This window comes from Nocardioides sp. CER19 (assembly GCF_029846275.1).
GTDB lineage: Bacteria > Actinomycetota > Actinomycetes > Propionibacteriales > Nocardioidaceae > Nocardioides.
The window spans coordinates 645,553-661,804 of record NZ_JARVWS010000004.1 but is presented as its reverse complement, the minus strand read 5'-3'; the positions used below and the strand labels follow the sequence as shown (position 1 = coordinate 661,804).

16 protein-coding genes are annotated in these 16,252 nt (G+C 73.4%); 10 read left to right on the top strand and 6 right to left on the bottom strand.

Annotation, left to right across the window (positions count from 1 at the left end):
- On the top strand, nucleotides 1–142 hold a 142-nt coding region (locus tag QDS12_RS22655; RefSeq protein ID WP_279880393.1), incomplete at its 5' end, for a sigma factor-like helix-turn-helix DNA-binding protein.
- A gap of 2 nt (nucleotides 143–144) precedes the next feature.
- Here QDS12_RS22655 and QDS12_RS22650 read toward each other — a convergent pair.
- From QDS12_RS22650 to QDS12_RS22635, 4 genes are read right to left on the bottom strand one after another with little or no spacing between them, the layout of a single operon-like run.
- Complete coding sequence (locus tag QDS12_RS22650; protein WP_279883474.1) at nucleotides 145–1,062, bottom strand: lysophospholipid acyltransferase family protein; 918 nt, start codon at nucleotides 1,060–1,062, stop codon at nucleotides 145–147.
- Complete coding sequence (locus QDS12_RS22645; RefSeq protein WP_279883473.1) at nucleotides 1,062–2,642, bottom strand: lactate racemase domain-containing protein; 1,581 nt, start codon at nucleotides 2,640–2,642, stop codon at nucleotides 1,062–1,064. Before QDS12_RS22645 ends, QDS12_RS22650 begins: the two co-directional genes overlap by 1 nt.
- Nucleotides 2,643–2,664: 22 nt before the next feature.
- Nucleotides 2,665–3,852 (bottom strand): alcohol dehydrogenase catalytic domain-containing protein, encoded by a 1,188-nt coding sequence (locus QDS12_RS22640; protein ID WP_279883458.1) that lies wholly within the window; start codon nucleotides 3,850–3,852, stop codon nucleotides 2,665–2,667.
- Nucleotides 3,852–6,179 (bottom strand): HAD-IB family hydrolase, encoded by a 2,328-nt coding sequence (locus QDS12_RS22635; RefSeq protein ID WP_279883455.1) that lies wholly within the window; start codon nucleotides 6,177–6,179, stop codon nucleotides 3,852–3,854. Before QDS12_RS22635 ends, QDS12_RS22640 begins: the two co-directional genes overlap by 1 nt.
- 85 nt (nucleotides 6,180–6,264) lie before the next feature.
- Between QDS12_RS22635 and larB the strand changes: the two genes are divergently transcribed.
- From larB to QDS12_RS22610, 5 genes are all read left to right on the top strand, one after another.
- On the top strand, nucleotides 6,265–6,942 hold the full coding sequence (gene larB / locus QDS12_RS22630) for a nickel pincer cofactor biosynthesis protein LarB (protein WP_279883452.1): 678 nt from the start codon (nucleotides 6,265–6,267) through the stop codon (nucleotides 6,940–6,942).
- The gene (larE, locus tag QDS12_RS22625) at nucleotides 6,939–7,760 is read left to right on the top strand and encodes an ATP-dependent sacrificial sulfur transferase LarE (protein ID WP_279883449.1); all 822 of its coding nucleotides are present in this window, start codon (nucleotides 6,939–6,941) and stop codon (nucleotides 7,758–7,760) included. Before larB ends, larE begins: the two co-directional genes overlap by 4 nt.
- The gene (gene larC / locus QDS12_RS22620; protein ID WP_279883444.1) at nucleotides 7,757–8,962 is read left to right on the top strand and encodes a nickel pincer cofactor biosynthesis protein LarC; all 1,206 of its coding nucleotides are present in this window, start codon (nucleotides 7,757–7,759) and stop codon (nucleotides 8,960–8,962) included. The genes larE and larC overlap by 4 nt, the downstream gene beginning before the upstream one ends.
- Entirely contained in the window at nucleotides 8,931–9,137 is a 207-nt protein-coding gene (locus tag QDS12_RS22615; protein WP_279883441.1) for a hypothetical protein, read from the top strand. The genes larC and QDS12_RS22615 overlap by 32 nt, the downstream gene beginning before the upstream one ends.
- 89 nt (nucleotides 9,138–9,226) lie before the next feature.
- The gene (locus QDS12_RS22610; protein WP_279883438.1) at nucleotides 9,227–10,093 is read left to right on the top strand and encodes a CoA ester lyase; all 867 of its coding nucleotides are present in this window, start codon (nucleotides 9,227–9,229) and stop codon (nucleotides 10,091–10,093) included.
- A gap of 41 nt (nucleotides 10,094–10,134) precedes the next feature.
- On the opposite strand, the gene QDS12_RS22605 is transcribed toward QDS12_RS22610, so the two are convergent.
- Nucleotides 10,135–11,529: a sodium/glutamate symporter gene (locus QDS12_RS22605; RefSeq protein WP_279883436.1), complete on the bottom strand. Its 1,395-nt coding sequence runs from the start codon at nucleotides 11,527–11,529 to the stop codon at nucleotides 10,135–10,137.
- A 44-nt stretch (nucleotides 11,530–11,573) separates the two neighbouring features.
- Nucleotides 11,574–12,758 (bottom strand): LCP family protein, encoded by a 1,185-nt coding sequence (locus QDS12_RS22600; protein WP_279883434.1) that lies wholly within the window; start codon nucleotides 12,756–12,758, stop codon nucleotides 11,574–11,576.
- Between the two features lie 67 nt (nucleotides 12,759–12,825).
- Here QDS12_RS22600 and QDS12_RS22595 point away from each other — a divergent pair, with 67 nt between their 5' ends.
- From QDS12_RS22595 to QDS12_RS22580, 4 genes are all read left to right on the top strand, one after another.
- Nucleotides 12,826–13,629, top strand: a complete 804-nt coding sequence (locus QDS12_RS22595) for an SDR family oxidoreductase (protein ID WP_279883432.1) — start codon at nucleotides 12,826–12,828, stop codon at nucleotides 13,627–13,629.
- A gap of 67 nt (nucleotides 13,630–13,696) precedes the next feature.
- A complete protein-coding gene (locus QDS12_RS22590) occupies nucleotides 13,697–15,166 on the top strand; it encodes an Ada metal-binding domain-containing protein (RefSeq protein ID WP_279883429.1) in 1,470 nt (489 codons plus the stop codon).
- On the top strand, nucleotides 15,166–15,645 hold the full coding sequence (locus QDS12_RS22585; protein ID WP_279883427.1) for a methylated-DNA--[protein]-cysteine S-methyltransferase: 480 nt from the start codon (nucleotides 15,166–15,168) through the stop codon (nucleotides 15,643–15,645). The genes QDS12_RS22590 and QDS12_RS22585 overlap by 1 nt, the downstream gene beginning before the upstream one ends.
- 18 nt (nucleotides 15,646–15,663) lie before the next feature.
- Complete coding sequence (locus tag QDS12_RS22580) at nucleotides 15,664–16,203, top strand: NUDIX hydrolase (protein WP_279883424.1); 540 nt, start codon at nucleotides 15,664–15,666, stop codon at nucleotides 16,201–16,203.
- The last annotated feature ends 49 nt before the right edge of the window (nucleotides 16,204–16,252 follow it).

Genomic DNA, 16,252 nt, shown 5'->3' with positions numbered 1-16,252 from the left:
CCGTTTCGTCGAGGACCTCACCCAGGCCGAGATCGGGGACCGCATCGGCGTGACCCAGATGCAGGTCTCCCGCCTGCTCGGCGGCATCCTCGCCAAGCTCCGCGAGACCATCGCCCCGGAGGGCAAGCCGGTCGCCGCCTGACCTCAGCGCCAGGCGCGGATCCGTCCGGGGTCCGCGTCCGGCGCCTGCGTCGACTCCCAGACCCGGCGCCACTGCGCGACGTCAGGCCCGGCCGGGTCGGGTGTGGCGTCTGACGCGGCACGGAGCAGGGAGGAGTACCAGTCGGTCTGGTCCTCGTCGAGCAGCCGGGCGACGGCGCCGCGGACCCTGCGCGCGAAGTCGCGCACCGACTCTCCGTCGGCCGGGGCGAGCGGCTCGCCGTACCTGATCGTCAGCTGCGGCCGGCCGCGCGTGGGCCAGGCAGCCCCCTTCGGCATCGCCGCGAACGTCCCGCGGTGAGCGACCGGGACGACGGGCACGCCGTGCTCCACCGCGAGGTAGGCGGCGCCCATCCGGAACGTGCGCATCCAGCCGTCCTTCGAGCGGGTGCCCTCGGGGAAGATCACGAGGCTCCATCCGTCGGCGAGCACCTCGCCGGGGGTCGTCGACAGCGAGCCGCCGCGACGGTCGATCGGCATCGTGTTGAAGACCAGTGAGGAGCCGACCGCGCGCCACCACGTGTCGAAGAAGTAGTCGGCCGCCGCCGCGACCGCCGTCCGCCGACGCCATGCGTCGGGGAGCGAGAGCAGGATCAGCGGGGTGTCCAGGTGAGAGGCGTGGTTGGCGGCGAAGATCACCGGGCCGGCGACCCGGTCGAGCACGTCGAGGCCCTCGGCCCGGACCCGCACCTGCGAGCGGAACACCGGCTCCAGGCCGACCTTCTGCACGACCTCGCGCGCGAGCATCGCCGCCGGCGTCCGCGACCAGTCGTTGGGGTAGACGTTCTGCGACGCGGGCGGCACGAACGGCTCGGCCGACCGCGGCACCTGAGGGCGCCGGCCCCAGCGCCACCCGTCCTTCACCTGCCGTACGTCGGCCACGGTGTCCTTGAGGAAGCCCATCAGCGCACGTCCGCGAGCAGATGGGGCGGGTTGCGGAGGTAGGTGATCGAGGGCGAGGTGCCGACCGTCGAGGAGGCGATCTCCAGCGCGTCGCGCAGCGTCGACGCCGCCCGGAAGCCGAGCCGTGCCGCCGCCGCCCGGTCGGCACCGACCCAGATGACGTCGCCGAGATGGTCCATCGCGTGGGCCGCCCAGTACCACATGTAGAACGGGTGCACGCCGTGGTAGGCGTGCGAGGTCCGGTAGAGGTGGATGTACCACGGGTCGGTCGCGAACTGCTGCTCGAACTTCTCCCCGATGACGGCGGGGTCGGTCGACTCCGCGAGCACCTCCTCGTAGAAGTCGACGTACGACGGGTGGTGGAGCGTGCTGAAGCCCTCGTCGAGCGGGTGGTAGAGGATCGCGACGCCGCCGGGCCGGACGACCGGCCTGCCCAGGTAGGAGTTGAAGTAGTAGCCCAGGCCCATGCAGGTCGCGAGGATCGGGTTCATCCAGCTGTTGACGTTGTAGGGGCCGAGGTAGGGCACCCCGAACACGGCCACGTCCGTCTGCCCGTCGACCTCGACCCGCTGCTGCTGGTGGACCTTGCGCAGCGTCCGCTCGTGCACGGCCTCGACCTCGCCGGCGTTGACGCCTGTGACGCCGTACGCCGACCGCAGGTCGTGGAACCTCCGGTGCCGCATCTTCTGCGGCAGCAGCGCGAGCCCGCGCCGCATCGCGAGCATCGACGCCTGATCGCGGATCGACCACTCCCACTCGCGCTTCATCAAGAAGTCGTAGGGCCTCGGGAAGACGTTGTTGTCGAGCGTGGTCTCGATCTGGAACACCTTCACGTGCTCCTTGATGAGCCGCCCCATCCGCCACGCGGAGGAGTGCATCGCCGAGTGCTCGTGGTCCATGAACGAGCGGCTGTGAACCATCGTCCGCGCGTTGTGGTGGTGGCGCAGCGATCGGTAGGACGCGAGCCCGATCCCGACCGACTTGTGCCCGCCGTCCATCGCGACGAGGTTGACGTTGACGTAGACGAGCAGGTCGGACTCGGCGGCCCGCTTGCTGATCTCGACGTCCTCGCCCTTCTCGGTGACGCCGAGGTGGGCGAGGTTCGCCCGGTCCTCGGCGTCGAAGTTGGAGAGCGCACCCTGCGGGAAGAACGAGCGGAACACCCGCTCGCCGACGATGTGCCGCAGCTCGCCCTCGGTCATCCGTCGGTGCAGCGCGTTGGCGGCGATCAGCTCCACGTCGTCGACGCCGGCCCGCGCGGCGAGCTCCAGCACGTGCTCGATGATCCGGCCCCGGATGTCGGGCGCCCTCATCGTGGGAAGCGGCAGGGAGAGGTCGTCGAAGGCGATCGTCAGCCGCATCCCGGGCTTGAGCAGCGTCGGCAGCGGCTCGGCGTCGACCGGGTGGAGCAGCGCGTCCAGGATCGCCTCGTCGACGTCGCGCAGGCTCGGGATCGGCTCCGGCGGGTAGACCACCCGGGTGCCGAGCGGGAACTCCTCGAGCCGGAAGCCGAGCCCCTCGTGCACGAGGAGCGGCGGGGTCCGGTCGTCGACTTCGAGGACGAAGCCGGGTCGGGTCATCGGGCCCTCCGATCGGTGGGGGTCAACTGGTCCTCCTGGGGTCGAACGCGACCTTGACCGTGCCCAGGCGGCCGGCCGAGTGCGCGTGGTCGAGCGCCTCGCGCCACCGGTGCAGCGGGTAGGGAGCGACGGTCTTGGACAGGCGGGCCACGGCGTCGTGGCCGACGAGCTCGAGCGCCCGCGCGAAGGCGCCCTCGCGACGGGCGGAGGCGTAGGTCCCGACCAGCTCGAGCTCACGGAACCACGCCGCGGACAGGTCGGCCTTGCCCGGCATCCCCGAGAGCACGACCCGGCCACCCGCGCGGGTGGCGTGCAGGCAGGTCTCCAGCGACGTCGAGCTGCCGACGGCGTCGAGCGCGACGTCGACCCCGCCGAGCAGGTACGGCGACGCGTACTCCGGCTCCAGCTGGAACGCGCCCGTGGCCCGGCGTACCCGGCGCAGCACCTCCTTCGGGCCGACCACCTCGGTCGCCCCGAACGCCCGCGCGAGCTCCTCCTGGTGCCCGTGCTTGGCGACGACGAGGATCTCGCCCGCCTCGGTGAGCTCGCGCAGCGCCAGCGTGGCGAGCAGGCCGACCGCGCCCGCGCCCGAGACCAGCACCCGGTCACCCGGACGGATGCCGGCCCGGGCGGCGGTGTGGACCGCGCAGGCCACCGGTTCGGCGAGCAGGGCCTGCTCGTCGCTCAGCCCCTCGGGCACGGGGTGCAGCTGGGAGCGGTGGGCGACCAGCTGCTCGCTCCAGCCCCCGCCGGTGTCGTGGCAGAAGCCGGTCTGGAGCCCGGGGGAGACGTCGCCCACCGTGATGCGCGCGCACCGGTTGGTGTCGCCCTCGGCGCAGGCCGGGCACGGTTCGACGCCACGGGCCGCGCAGGCGAGGACCGGGTCGAGGACGACCCGGGTCCCGGCCGGCAGGTCCTCGCAGTCGTCGATCAGCTCGGCGACGACCTCGTGGCCGGGCACGAACGGCAGCGAGACCACGGCGCTGAAGTAGAGCGAGGTCGTTCCGGCCAGCATCCCGAGGTCGGAGCCGCAGATGCCCGACATCAGCACCCGTAGCCGCGCCCACCCGGGCCGCTCGCGGCGCGGTGCGTCGAGCGTGACGAGTCGCAGCGGCGCCGCGACCCCGGTGAGCAGCATCGGGATGCGACCACCTGCCGCCTTGCCGAGCATGGTCTTCGGGACGCTGCGCACCATCTCCAGGGCCAGCATCAGCGGGTCACCCTCGCGGCTGGGTCGAGCACCCGCTGCGATGTCCCTGCGGAGGCCCAGTCCACGACGTTCCAGTGCTTGGCGCGGGCATGGCGGAACAGCGCGACGTCGGGTCGGACGGCGACCGGGTGCCCGACCGCCTCGAGCAGCGACAGGTCGGAGTAGGAGTCCGCGTAGGCGAACGACGCGGCGAGGTCGAGGCCGTGGGATCGCCCGAACTCGCGGACGAACGCGGCCCGCGACTCGCCCACCAGCGGCGGGGTCGTCAGGTGGCCGGTGCAGCGGCCGCGGTCGTCGACGCCGAGGTCGGCGGCCTCGATGTGGTCGAAGAGCGGCGTCAGCGGCCGGGTCAGCGGCCGCAGTGCGCCGGTGATCAGCACGGTGGTGTGCCCCGCGGCCCGGTGCTGGCGGATGCGTCGGACGGCGTCGGGTGCGAGGCGCTCGAGGACGTAGGGCGCCAGGTGGACGTCGACGATCGCGTCGAGGTCGGCGAGCCGGGCGCCGGCGTAGTCCTTGTAGACGGCGCGCAGCATGCCCGCGCGGTCGTAGCGGTCGGCCTGGACGATCTTCGGGAGCCGTGCCGCCATGCGTGCGGCCTCGGCGACCTTCTCGGTGGGGGAGAGCTCGGCGAGCCGCATCCAGAGGTAGGTCTCGACGACGTTGGACGACAGCAGGGTGCCGTCCATGTCGAAGAACGCCGCGACCCGGGGGGCGTCCTCGGCGGGCGCCGGCTCGAGCACCCGGAGCCGCGACGGGTCCGGCCTCGACTGCCGGCTCCGGAGCCGGTCGAGGTCGCGGATCGGTTGGGTCACGGCCGGGCAGTGCACCTCCTCGAGGTAGTGGCGCCAGTCGATGGTGGCGGTGTCGAACGCGAACGTCTCGCGGTCCTCGGGGCTCAGCGACGCGAGCAGGGCCTGGGCGTGGTCGTCGACGAAGCGCACCTCGGCCTCGGCGTACTCGCGGTAGAGGTCGAGGTAGCGCCGCAGGAACGCCAGCCGCTTGCCCTGGCGGTCGAGCCGGCGGGTCCAGTCGATCGTCCGGTCGCTGCGCGGCGCCATCGCGACCAGCCGCTCGGCCGCCCGGTGCGCCCGCTCGCCCGTGCGCATGAGGCGCTCGACGCTGACCGAGCCGGGCCAGGTCCACACGGGGAGCCGGGTGTGCCCGCGCTCGCCGCCGGCGAACGGGTTGGCCTGGAAGTAGGCGCGCACGTGGTCGTAGATCATCCCGAACGTCACCGGGTTGCGGTGGCCCGACGAGAGGTGGACGTACGCCGGCTCGCCCGGCTCGGGCGGGCGAGCGAGGCAGGCGATGATCGAGGCCACCACGTGGTCGACCGGGACGACGTCGATCGTCGTGTCGGCGGCTCCTGGGAAGAGCGGGAGCTCGCCGCGGCCGTAGGCGAGGATCAGCGGCTCGGCCATCTTGAAGCCCTCGATCCAGCCGGGGTGCGGCCGCTCGAGGGCCGACTCGATGATGCTCGGCCGGTAGATCGTCACCCGACGCCCGGCCGCGGCGTGCGCCTCGACCACGCGCTCGCCGAGCGCCTTGGTGAACGTGTAGCAGTCGGTCCAGCCCAGGCTGCGGGCGCGCTCGGTCCCGATCCGCACGAGCTCGTCCTTCACCCACTGCCGCCGGGCCTCCTCGCCGGCCGCGGCGGCGGTGATCATGCCCGCCCGGCCGTGCTCGCGCTCGGCCTTCCGCCGCATCCCCGCCAGGGCGTCGGCCTCGCGCGACCGCGCCTCCACCTGCTCGGCCTGCGCCAGGCCCCACGCCAGCTCGCGGTCGACGTCGACCCGGTGGTCGAGGGGCTCCTCGAAGACCGGGCCGCGGCGCCGACCGGCGACGTAGGCGGTGGAGACGTGGAGGTAGTGGAGGTCGCGGGCGCCGGCGGCGCTGGCCTCCTCGACCCGGGCGAGCAGTCGTCGTACGCCGACGACGTTGGTGCGGAAGGCCTCGTCGACGGGTGGGTCGAACGACACGTCGCCGGCGCAGTGCGCGACCGCGTCGAGGTCGGTCGGCAGCTCGGGCGGGTCCGACAGGTCGCCCTCCAGGACGGCGACGCGCTCGGCCATCAGCGCCGCGACGCCACCCGCCCGCTCCACCGCGTCAGCGAAGATCGGCCCACCGAGCAGCTTCTCGACGCGTGCGGCGCCGGGCGTCGAGCCGCGGGGCCGCACCAGCACGGTCAGCCGGACCTCCGGCACGTCGGTCAGGAGTCGCTGCAGGAGCGCCTTCCCGACGAAGCCCGTCACGCCGGTCAGCAGCAGGTGCCGACCCGCCAGGCTGGTCCGGACGGGCGGCCGGCCGCTCCCCGGGTCTGCGGTCATGCCCCTGAACCTTGCACATCGAAGGCAGGGAAGTCGACGGTCTGTGCCCGCATTCGGACGGGTCGGCTGTGCAAGGATCGGCGACGTGAGTGACCTCCGTGTCGACCACGACCGCCAGGGGCGCACCGGCGTCGCCGAGGCGGTCTACGCTCCGGGCAAGACGCCGCAGCAGTGCGCGGCCGCTGTGGCCGAGCTCCTCGCCGGGCCGGGAACCGGTCCGGTGCTGCTGACCCGGGCCCGCGCCGAGCAGGCCGCCGCCGCGATGTCGCGCAGCCCGGGTGCGGTGGTGACGGACTCCGCCGACGCACGCGACGGGCTGCAGACGCTGACCTGGCGGCAGCAGCCCCCGCGGCCGGGGACGGCGCTCGTGCTGACCGCCGGCACCGGTGACCTCCCGGTGGCCGGCGAGGCCGCCGCCGTCCTCGAGGCGTACGGCGTCACGACCACCGTGGTCGCCGACGTCGGTGTCGCCGGGCTGCATCGCGTCCTCGGCCAGCAGGAGGCCCTCGCGGCGGCCGACGTGGTGCTGGTGGTCGCGGGCATGGAGGGCGCTCTGGCGAGCGTGGTCGCCGGGCTGACCCGGGCGCCGGTGATCGGTGTCCCGACCAGCACCGGCTACGGCGCCGGGCTGGAGGGAGTGACCGCGCTGCTCGCGATGCTGGCGTCCTGCAGCCCGGGGATCACCGTGGTCGGCATCGACAACGGGTTCGGCGCCGCGTGCGCGGCGGTGCGCTTCCTCAACGGCCGCGAGGAGGGTCGATGAGCACGGGGGACGCGCCGGACGCGAAGCTCGCCGCGCTCGAGGCCCGGCTCCGCGAGCTCGGCTCGGTGTTGGTCGCGTTCTCCGGCGGCGCCGACTCGGCGTTCCTGCTCGCGGCCGCGGTCCGCGCCCTGGGAGCCCCGAGCGTGGCCGCCGCGACGGCGGTGAGCCCCTCGCTGCCGGCCAGCGAGCTGGCGGGCGCCCGCGAGTTCGCCGTACGGCTCGGGGTCGCGCACCACACGCCGCGCACCGACGAGCTGACCCGGCCCGGGTACGCCGCCAACGGACGCGACCGCTGCTTCCACTGCAAGGCCGAGCTGCTGTCGGTGCTGGGCCCGCTCGCCACGGAGCTCGGCATGGCGGTGGCGACCGGCACCAACGCCGACGACGTCCTCGACCGGTTCCGGCCCGGCATCCGGGCTGCCCAGGACGCCGGCGCGGTCACGCCGTTGGCCGACGTCGGCCTGACCAAGGACGAGGTGCGGGCGGCCTCGCGGGCGTGGGGGCTGGTGACCGCCGACAAGCCGGCCGCCGCCTGCCTCTCGAGCCGGGTCGCCTATGGGCTGGAGATCACCCCGCACCGGCTCGGCCGGATCGAGCGCGCGGAGCGCGACCTGCGCAGCGCGATGACCGACGCGGGGCTGCCGGTGCGGGACCTCCGGGTGCGGGACGTCGGCGACCACGCGCGGGTCGAGGTCGACCACGACCTGGTCGCGGAGCTGTCCGCGCGGCCGGAGGTGCTGGCTGCCGTGACCGGGTTCGCGGCCGTCGAGGTCGACGAGCGCGGCTTCCGGTCCGGCTCGATGAACGAGCCGCGATGACGCGCAGCACCCGCGTCGGCTGGCTCGACGCCGGCAGCGGCGTGAGCGGCGACATGCTGCTCGGCGCCTGCGTGGACGCGGGCGTTCCCGTGGAGGTCCTGCAGCAGGCCGTCGACCGGCTCGGCCTCCCGGAGCGGGTCGCCCTGAGCGCCGAGCAGGTCACCCGCGCCGGCGTGGGAGGCACCCGCGTCTTCGTGGAGGTGGACGAGACCCGGCACCACCGTCGGCTCGGCGACATCCTCGCGCTGCTCGAGGCGCTCGAGCCGCCGCTGCGGGAGCGCGCGGCCGCCGTGTTCCGCGCCCTGGCCGCGGCCGAAGCGGCCGTCCACCGGGTCTCGACCGATGAGGTGGAGTTCCACGAGGTCGGCGCGCTCGACAGCATCGCCGACGTGGTCGGCGCCGTCGCGGGCCTGCACTGGCTGGGCCTGGACCGGCTGGTGTGCAGTCCGATCGCGCTCGGCGGCGGTCGGGTGCGGGCGGCCCACGGCTCGCTGCCGGTGCCCGCGCCCGCCGTCCTCGAGCTCCTGCGCGGGGCCGGCGCGCCGTCGCTCGGCGGCCCGATCGATCGCGAGCTCGCCACCCCGACCGGCGTCGCGGTCCTGGTCACGCTCGCCGACGGCTTCGGGCCGATGCCGCCGCTGGTGCCCGAGCTGACCGGCGCCGGTGCCGGCGCCGCCGACCCGGAGAGCCACCCGAACCTGCTGCGACTCGTCGTCGGCGACGCCTCGGCCGGCGACTCCCCGGTGCCGGCGGGCGAACCCGCCGTCGTGCTCGAGGCCAACGTCGACGACCTCGACCCGCGGCTGTGGCCGGGCGTCCTGACCGGCCTGCTCGACGCCGGCGCGGACGACGCCTGGCTCACGCCCATCGTCATGAAGAAGGGCCGGCCGGCCCACACGGTGTCGGTGCTGGCATCGCCTGATCGCGCCGACGCGCTGGCCCGGGTGCTGCTGACCCGGACCAGCACGATCGGGCTGCGCCGCCACGCCCTCGACAAGCTGCCCCTGCCGAGGAAGTCGGTCGAGGTCGACGTACTCGGCTCGAGCGTGCGGGTGAAGGTCGCCTGGCTCGACGGCGCCGTCGTCAACGCCAGCCCCGAGTACGACGACGTCGCCCGTGTCGCGGCCGCCACCGGGCTTCCGGAGAAGGCGGTGCTCGCGGCGGCCGTGCATGCCGCACACGAGCTCTGGGGGCACGCGTGAACGAACCCCCCGCACTCGGCGTGAGGCCGGGACCGACGCCATCGGCGGCCGGCTGTGCGGCCGCTCCCAGAACGTCGCGTTCTCGGCGCCGAGCCCGATCGCGTCGAAGACCCGGAGGGTCGCCGGCTGGCTGCTGGTGCTGCTCGGCGCGCTGATCGCCGTCGGTATCCTGTAGCCCGGGCGTCGGTCACCGCGTGCATCTCTCGTGCCCGCCACCGCGCCGGCGTGTCCATCCGTTCCCGTCTCGTTCCGAGGTACCTGCCTGTGTCTGCCCCCGTCTCCGCCGATCGTGTCGCCGCCCGTGAGAAGGAGCGCGTCGACGGCGAGAACTCCCGCTCCTGGCAGCTCGTCAACGCCCGCTCGGTCGAGCTGTTCGACGCGGCCCGGCTCGGACGGGCCGATCAGGTCATCCTCGACCTCGAGGACGCCGTCGACCCGGCGCTCAAGCCCGAGGCGCGGGACGGCGTGGTCGAGTGGCTGACCTCAGGTGGCAGCGCCTGGGTGCGCATCAACGACTGCACCACGACCTTCTGGAGCGACGACCTGGCGGCGCTCGCCGGCCTGCCCGGCCTGCGCGGCGTCATGCTGGCCAAGGCCGAGTCGCCCGACCATGTCACCGACACGTGGCAGCGGCTGGGCGGCCGCACCCCGGTGCTCGCCCTGGTCGAGTCGGCGCTCGGCATCGAGAGCGCCGTGTCGATCGCGAGCGCCCGAGGCGCCTTCCGGCTGGCCTTCGGCAGCGGCGACTACCGCAAGGACACCGGCGCCGAGAACAACCCGCTCGCCATGGCCTACCCGCGCACCCGGCTGGTGCTGGCCAGCCGGATCGGCGGCCTCCCGGGCCCCATCGACGGGCCGACGGTCGGCAGCAGCCACGCGATCCTGCGCGAGCAGGCCGCGGACGCGGTCGGCATCGGCATGACCGGCAAGCTGTGCCTCGACATGGAGCAGCCGGCGGTGATCAACGAGGAGATGAGCCCCTCGCCGGCCGACGTCTCGTGGGCGCTGGACTTCCTCCGGTCCTTCGCCGAGGCCGGCGGCGTCATCCGCGACGGCAGCGACAAGCCGCGCCTCGCGCGGGCCGAGCGCATCCGCGAGCGGGCCGGGATCTTCCGCATCTCCGTGGAGTGAGCCCTGCCGGCAGCATGGTGCCGGCACGAACGTGATGACAGTCAGGGGCCGTCAACCGGTTGGCCCCGAACCCGGCGACCGCGCGTGACGCCCCAGACGACGAACCCGACCGTGATGACCGCCGAGGCGATCCCGAACGCGAGCGAGCCCACCGCGACGATGATCGGAACGCTCAGCGCGGTGAGGACTCCGCCGCCGAGGAACGGCTCGTAGAACAGCTGCTTGTAGCCGTACCCCATCGCGGCCCCCGTGGTGTGGGCCGGGTCGGCCATCTCGGCGAGGACGAAGCCGGTGGCGACGTTGCCCTGGGACTGCCCGTAGTCGGCGATGCCACGGCCGAACCACTCGTCGGCGAAGAGCCTCGGCCCGAGCCAGAGCAACCCGATGACGCTCCACGCGAGGGAGAGCGCCGTCAGGATGACGATGGCCGGGACGTTGGCGCCGAGCGTCGCGATGGACAGCGTGCCGATCGCCGCGGCGATGAGGACGTCGAGGGACAGGCCGGTGATGTCGTTGACCGTCCGGCGCTCGACGAGGTCCTCGTGCCGGGTCCAGGTGAGCGCGAGCTGGACCGCGAACCCGCCGATCACGGTGAAGGGGAACAGGGGGAACCGGTCGAAGAGGTCGGAGCCGAACGCGGTCGCGATCCCACGGAGCGCCGTCAGGATGAGGAACCCGAGGAAGACCGCCACCGCGATGGCGCCCGCGCCGCGGCTCAGGGAGCCGAGTCCGACGTCGTCGGTGGAGTCGCCCTCGTTGGGTGGTACGTCGCTGAGCCGGCTCGCCGTCGAGCGGGTCGTCGTGTGCTCGCGGGCGACGTCGACGTGCGGGTTGCGGACGGCCCAGTTGACCAGGAGCGTGCCGCCGATGACGCCGGTCAGCATGCTGATCGTGGCGAGCCCGAGGCCGATGTCGACCAGCTCCGAGGCCCCGGCGTCCTCGAGCAGGCCGCCCATCCCCGCGATGGTGCCGTGTCCGCCGGCGAAGGACATCTCGATGATGGAGCCGGCCGCGTCGGGGAGCCCGAAGACAGGGGTCAGGAGGAACGTGACGGCCAGGCCGCCGATCGCGAACTGGCCGAAGGAGAAGACGCTGCCCAGGATCGCGTGCGGCGCGGCGTCCTTCCAGATCCGCCGGACGGAGGGCAGCCGCTTGCCGATCATGATGCCGCCGAAGACGATGTTGATCATCAGCCCCGGCAGTACCGAGAGCACGCGGACGGCCTCGTCCGGGATCAGGCTCCAGCCGCCGGTCGCCTTCCCGAGCACCTGCGGCCCCACGAGCAGGACGAGGAAGCCGGCCAGCACGCTCGCGGGGATGTAGACGGCGGCGAGCCAGGGGACCATGCGCCGCAGCAGCATGCCGCAGATGAGCGCCATCCCCAGGAAGACGAACGAGAGGCCCGCCCACTGCGGGTCGGTGAGTGACCCGAACACCAGCGCTGTCTAGCAGACCACGGCGCCCGCGCGACACCCTTGCATCAGGTGCAGAGCCCGTTCGCGGCGGCGTCCTGCGCCGATCGGGTGGGCGTCGTCGTGGGCGCGCTCGTCGGTGAGCCGGTGGGTGAGCCGGTGGGTGAGCCGGTGGGTGAGCCGGTCGGTGAGCCGGTCGACGTACTGCTCGCGTTGGGCGGGGCGCCGGCGGTGATCGCCTCGTCGCTGAAGCCACTTCCGAGCGGTCGGTCCGCCGCGACCCGCCGCCACAGCCGCTTGGCGGTCGGGAGGATGCGGACCCGGCCCCAGTCCGGGCTGTCGCGGGGGAAGTCCTCGTTGGGCACCGTGACGAACTGGATGTGCTGGAGGTCGGCGTGCCGCAGCTGGCGGGCGAGCTTGACCAGGTCGGACAGGCCGTTGATGTCGGGGTCGGTCGTGATCGACCCGGCCAGCGCGTCCGCGAACTCGTAGAGCCGGTCGGGTCGGGTCAGTGTGCCGGCGGAGAAGACCTTGTTGATGAGCGAGGCGAGGAATGCCTGCTGGCGCTTCATCCTGCCGTGGTCGGAGTTGGGGGTGGAGCTGCGTTCGCGGATGTAGTCGAGCGCGTGCTTCCCGTGCAGCGTCTGCTGCCCCGCGGCGAGGTGGATGTGGTGCTCGGTGTCGTCGACCGCCTTCGGGATGCAGACGTCGACACCGTTGACGGCGTCGACCATCTTGATGAAGCCCGCGAAGTTCACGGTCAGGTAGTGGTCGACGTAGATGCCGCTGAGCTGCTCGAGCTGCTGGGCCGTGCAGGCCGCGCCGCCGACTGCGAAGGCGTCGTTCCACATCACGTCGGTCACCGCCGGCGACTGCCCTCCGGACGTCTTCGCGCAGGCCGGGCGGTCGACGAGCGAGTCGCGGGGGATGGAGATGCCGTACGCCGACCGGCGGTCCGCAGCGACGTGCAGCAGGATCGTGACGTCCGAACCGCCCTTGCCGGACTCGCCGTCGATCTTGCAGCCGTCGCAGTCGCGCGTGTCGGTGCCCAGGAGCAGGAGGTTGAGCGGCGCCTTCGGCCGGTGCGACTTCCTGACGGAGTGCTTGATGGCGCTCCCGGTCGTGATCCGGCCCTCGAGGTGCCGGTAGGCCAGCACGACGGTGGCCGCCGTGGCGACCGCGAGCACCAGGAGCGTGCTGACGATGACGACCAGGATCGTGCGGCGGTCGCGGGCGTCAGCGGTCCGTGGCATGTCCGGATCCTGACAGCACCGGGCTCGGTCTGGCAGCAGATCGGCCGAGCGGGCCTACGCTCGGGGGGTGCGCATCGAGGGCAAGGTATGGGTGGTGACCGGCGCGGGCGCCGGCATGGGTCGCGAGCTCGTGCTGCAGCTGCTGTCCCGGAACGCGCGGGTCGCCGCCGTCGACCTGCGCGCCGAGACGCTCGCCGAGACGGCCGGGCTGGCCAGGGCCGGTGAGCGGCTGAGCACCCACGTCGTCGACATCACCGATCGGGTCGCCGTACGCGCGCTGCCGGAGGCCGTGGTGGGTGCGCACGGAGCCGTCGACGGCGTCATCAACAACGCCGGGATCATCCAGCCGTTCGCCCCGGTCGCCGAGCTCGACTACGGCGACACGCGACGTGTGATGGACGTGAACTTCTTCGGCGCCTACCACGTCGTCGAGGCGTTCCTGCCGCTGCTGCTGGAGCGGCCCGAGGCCCACCTCGCGAACGTCTCCAGCATGGGCGGCTTCTTCCCGTTCCCGGGCCAGACGGTCTACGGCGCCTCGAAGGCGGCGGTGAAGCTGCTGACCGAGGGCCTGTACGCCGAGCTCAGCAGCACCGGCGTCCGGGTCTCGGCGATCTTCCCGGGCGCAGTGCGGACCGCGATCACGGAGAACTCGGGAGTCACGGCGGGCGTGCCGGAGGCCTCGGACAGCAAGATCCCCATGCTGAGCGCCGAGAAGGCGGCGGGGATCATGCTCAACGGGCTGCAGAAGGACCGGCTGCACATCTACGTCGGCGTCGACTCGCGACTGATGAGCACGGCCATCCGCGTGGCGCCCAAGCCGGCGATCGGGCTCGTCCAGCGGCTGATGGCCCGCGCCACCGGACAGCGCTAGCGCACCCCTGAACCGCCGTGTCCGAATCCCGCCAGATCCTGTCGGCGCGGTGGGGCAGGATGAAGGCATGTCGCTTGATCCGCAGGTGTGCTACCGGGCCGTGCAGAGCCGTGACCGTCGCTTCGACGGCACGTTCTACACCGCCGTACGCACGACCGGGATCTACTGCCGCCCGTCGTGCCCGGCACGGACCCCGTCGTTCGCCAACGTCACGTTCCACCCGAGCGCCGCGAGCGCCCAGGCCGCCGGCTTCCGCGCCTGCAAGCGGTGCCTCCCCGACGCCACCCCCGGCAGCCCGGAGTGGGACGTCGCCGGCACCGCCGCCGGCCGTGCCATGCGGCTGATCGCCGACGGCGTGGTCGACCGGGAGGGCGTCGACGGGGTGGCCCGTCGGGTCGGCTACACCCCGCGCCACCTCAGCCGGCTGCTGACCGCCGAGCTCGGCGCCGGACCGCTCGCGCTCGCTCGTGCGCGGCGCGCCCAGACGGCGCGCGTCCTCATCGAGACAACCGCCCTCGGCTTCGCCGACGTCGCGTTCGCCGCCGGGTTCGCCAGCGTGCGGCAGTTCAACGACACCGTGCGGGAGGTCTACGCCGTGACCCCGAGCGAGCTGCGCCGCCGCCGCGGCCATGCCCACCGATCGGGCGCGGGCACCGGCACGGTGGAGATGCGCCTGGCCGTGCGGACCCCGTTCGCGGGGCGCGCCCTGCACGCGTTCCTCGCCGGGCACGCGGTCGCGGGCGTCGAGACCGCCGGCGACGGGTGGTACGCCCGCACCCTCGACCTGCCGCACGGCCCGGGCTCGGTCAGGCTCGACCTGGCCGACGCGCTCGACCGCGGCCAGACCGCGTTCATGCACGCGACCTTCCGGCTCACCGACCTCCGCGACACGGCCGCCGCCCTCGAGCGGGCCCGCCGCCTGCTCGACGCCGACTGCGACCCGGTCGCCGTGGGGGAGCAGCTCGGCGGCGACCCCGTGCTCGGGCGACTGGTCGGCCGTACGCCGGGCCTGCGGGTCGCCGGACACGTCGACGGCGACGAGCTCGCCGTGCGGACGGTCGTCGGCCAGCAGGTCAGCGTCGCCGGCGCCTGCACCGTGCTCGGCCGGCTCGTCGAGGCCCACGGCAAGCCGGTGGAGACCGACGTCGACGGGCTGACCCACCTGTTCCCGCGCGCGGAGACGCTCGCGGCCGTCGACCCCGAGACGCTGCCGATGCCACGGTCGCGCGGTCGGGCGATCGCCGGCCTCGCCGCGGCGCTCGCCGACGGTGACATCGCCCTCGACCGGGGCGCCGACCGAGGCGACGTACGTGCCCGGCTGGTCGCGCTGCCCGGCATCGGCCCGTGGACCGCCGACTACATCGCCCTGCGGGCGTTGGGAGACCCCGACGTCTTCCTGCCGACCGACATCGGCGTGCGCCGCGCCCTCGCCAGGCTCGGCGGCACCCCTGAACCGGAGGCGTGGCGCCCCTGGCGCTCCTACGCCCTCATGCACCTCTGGCACAGCCTCGACCTCGATCTGGAGGAGACCCCCTGATGTGGACAGTCATCGAGTCGCCCATCGGCGACCTGCGCCTCGTCGAGCACGACGGCGCCATCACGGCCATCGAGTTCTCGCCGTTCCGCGAGGCCCTCGGCCGCCCGCTCGGCGACCGCGACGACGACCACCCGGTCCTCGTCGAGTGCGCACGTCAGCTGGGCGCCTACTTCGCCGGCGAACTCACCGAGTTCGACCTCCCGCTCGCGCCCGACGGGACGCCGTTCCAGCGGCGGGTGTGGGCGGAGCTCCTGGTCGTCGGCTTCGGCAAGACGGCGACGTACGGCGAGATCGCGCACCGCCTCGGCATGACCAACGCGGCGTCGCGCGCGGTCGGCCTCGCCAACGGCCGCAACCCGATCCCGATCGTCATCCCGTGCCACCGCGTCATCGGCGCCAACGGCACGCTGACCGGTTATGCCGGCGGCCTCGAGCGCAAGCAGCTCCTGCTCGACCTGGAGACCGAGTCCCTCTTCTAGGGCTTCTAGCCTGGGCCCATGTCCTGGCAGACCCGCGCGTCCCGCACCGTCTACGAGAACCGCTGGATCCGTGTCCGCGAGGACGACGTCGTCCGGCCGGACGGCGGGGACGGGATCTACGGGGTGGTCGAGGTCCGCAACCCGGCCGTCTTCGTCGTGCCGGTGACCGACGCCGGCGAGGTGCTGCTGGTCAGGATGTACCGCTACACCATGGGGCGCGAGAGCCTCGAGATCCCCGCCGGCGGCACCGACGGCGAGGACCCGCTGGACGCGGCCCGTCGCGAGCTCCACGAGGAGACCGGCCACGTCGCCGCCGACTGGCGGCTGCTCGGCGAGGTGTTCTCCCTCAATGGCGTCGCCGACGCCCCGGGCTACGTCTACCTGGCCCGCGGGCTGACCGCTGTCGGCGGTGACCAGATGCTCGAGGAGGGGATCGTCGGCACCGAGGCCGTCCCGTGGCCCGAGCTCGTGGCCATGGTCGGCCGCGGAGAGATCCTCGACGGCGAGACGCTCGCGGCGCTGACGTACGCCGCTGCGGCGCTGGGGAAGCTGGGGTGAGTGTTCGTCGAGGTATGCAGGGAAGTGCGCACTTCCCGTGCGGAGTTCC

Excerpts from the sequence above, each read along its gene's own strand:
- QDS12_RS22590 (WP_279883429.1), top strand. The coding sequence starts at position 13,697 with ATGTCGCTTGATCCGCAGGTGTGCTACCGGGCCGTGCAGAGCCGTGAC.
- QDS12_RS22635 (WP_279883455.1), bottom strand. The coding sequence starts at position 6,179 with ATGACCGCAGACCCGGGGAGCGGCCGGCCGCCCGTCCGGACCAGCCTG.
- QDS12_RS22640 (WP_279883458.1), bottom strand. The coding sequence starts at position 3,852 with ATGCTGGCCCTGGAGATGGTGCGCAGCGTCCCGAAGACCATGCTCGGC.
- QDS12_RS22615 (WP_279883441.1), top strand. The coding sequence starts at position 8,931 with ATGCCGCACACGAGCTCTGGGGGCACGCGTGAACGAACCCCCCGCACT.
- QDS12_RS22580 (WP_279883424.1), top strand. The coding sequence starts at position 15,664 with ATGTCCTGGCAGACCCGCGCGTCCCGCACCGTCTACGAGAACCGCTGG.
- QDS12_RS22585 (WP_279883427.1), top strand. The coding sequence starts at position 15,166 with ATGTGGACAGTCATCGAGTCGCCCATCGGCGACCTGCGCCTCGTCGAG.
- larE (WP_279883449.1), top strand. The coding sequence starts at position 6,939 with ATGAGCACGGGGGACGCGCCGGACGCGAAGCTCGCCGCGCTCGAGGCC.
- QDS12_RS22600 (WP_279883434.1), bottom strand. The coding sequence starts at position 12,758 with ATGCCACGGACCGCTGACGCCCGCGACCGCCGCACGATCCTGGTCGTC.
- QDS12_RS22650 (WP_279883474.1), bottom strand. The coding sequence starts at position 1,062 with ATGGGCTTCCTCAAGGACACCGTGGCCGACGTACGGCAGGTGAAGGAC.
- larC (WP_279883444.1), top strand. The coding sequence starts at position 7,757 with ATGACGCGCAGCACCCGCGTCGGCTGGCTCGACGCCGGCAGCGGCGTG.
- QDS12_RS22645 (WP_279883473.1), bottom strand. The coding sequence starts at position 2,642 with ATGACCCGACCCGGCTTCGTCCTCGAAGTCGACGACCGGACCCCGCCG.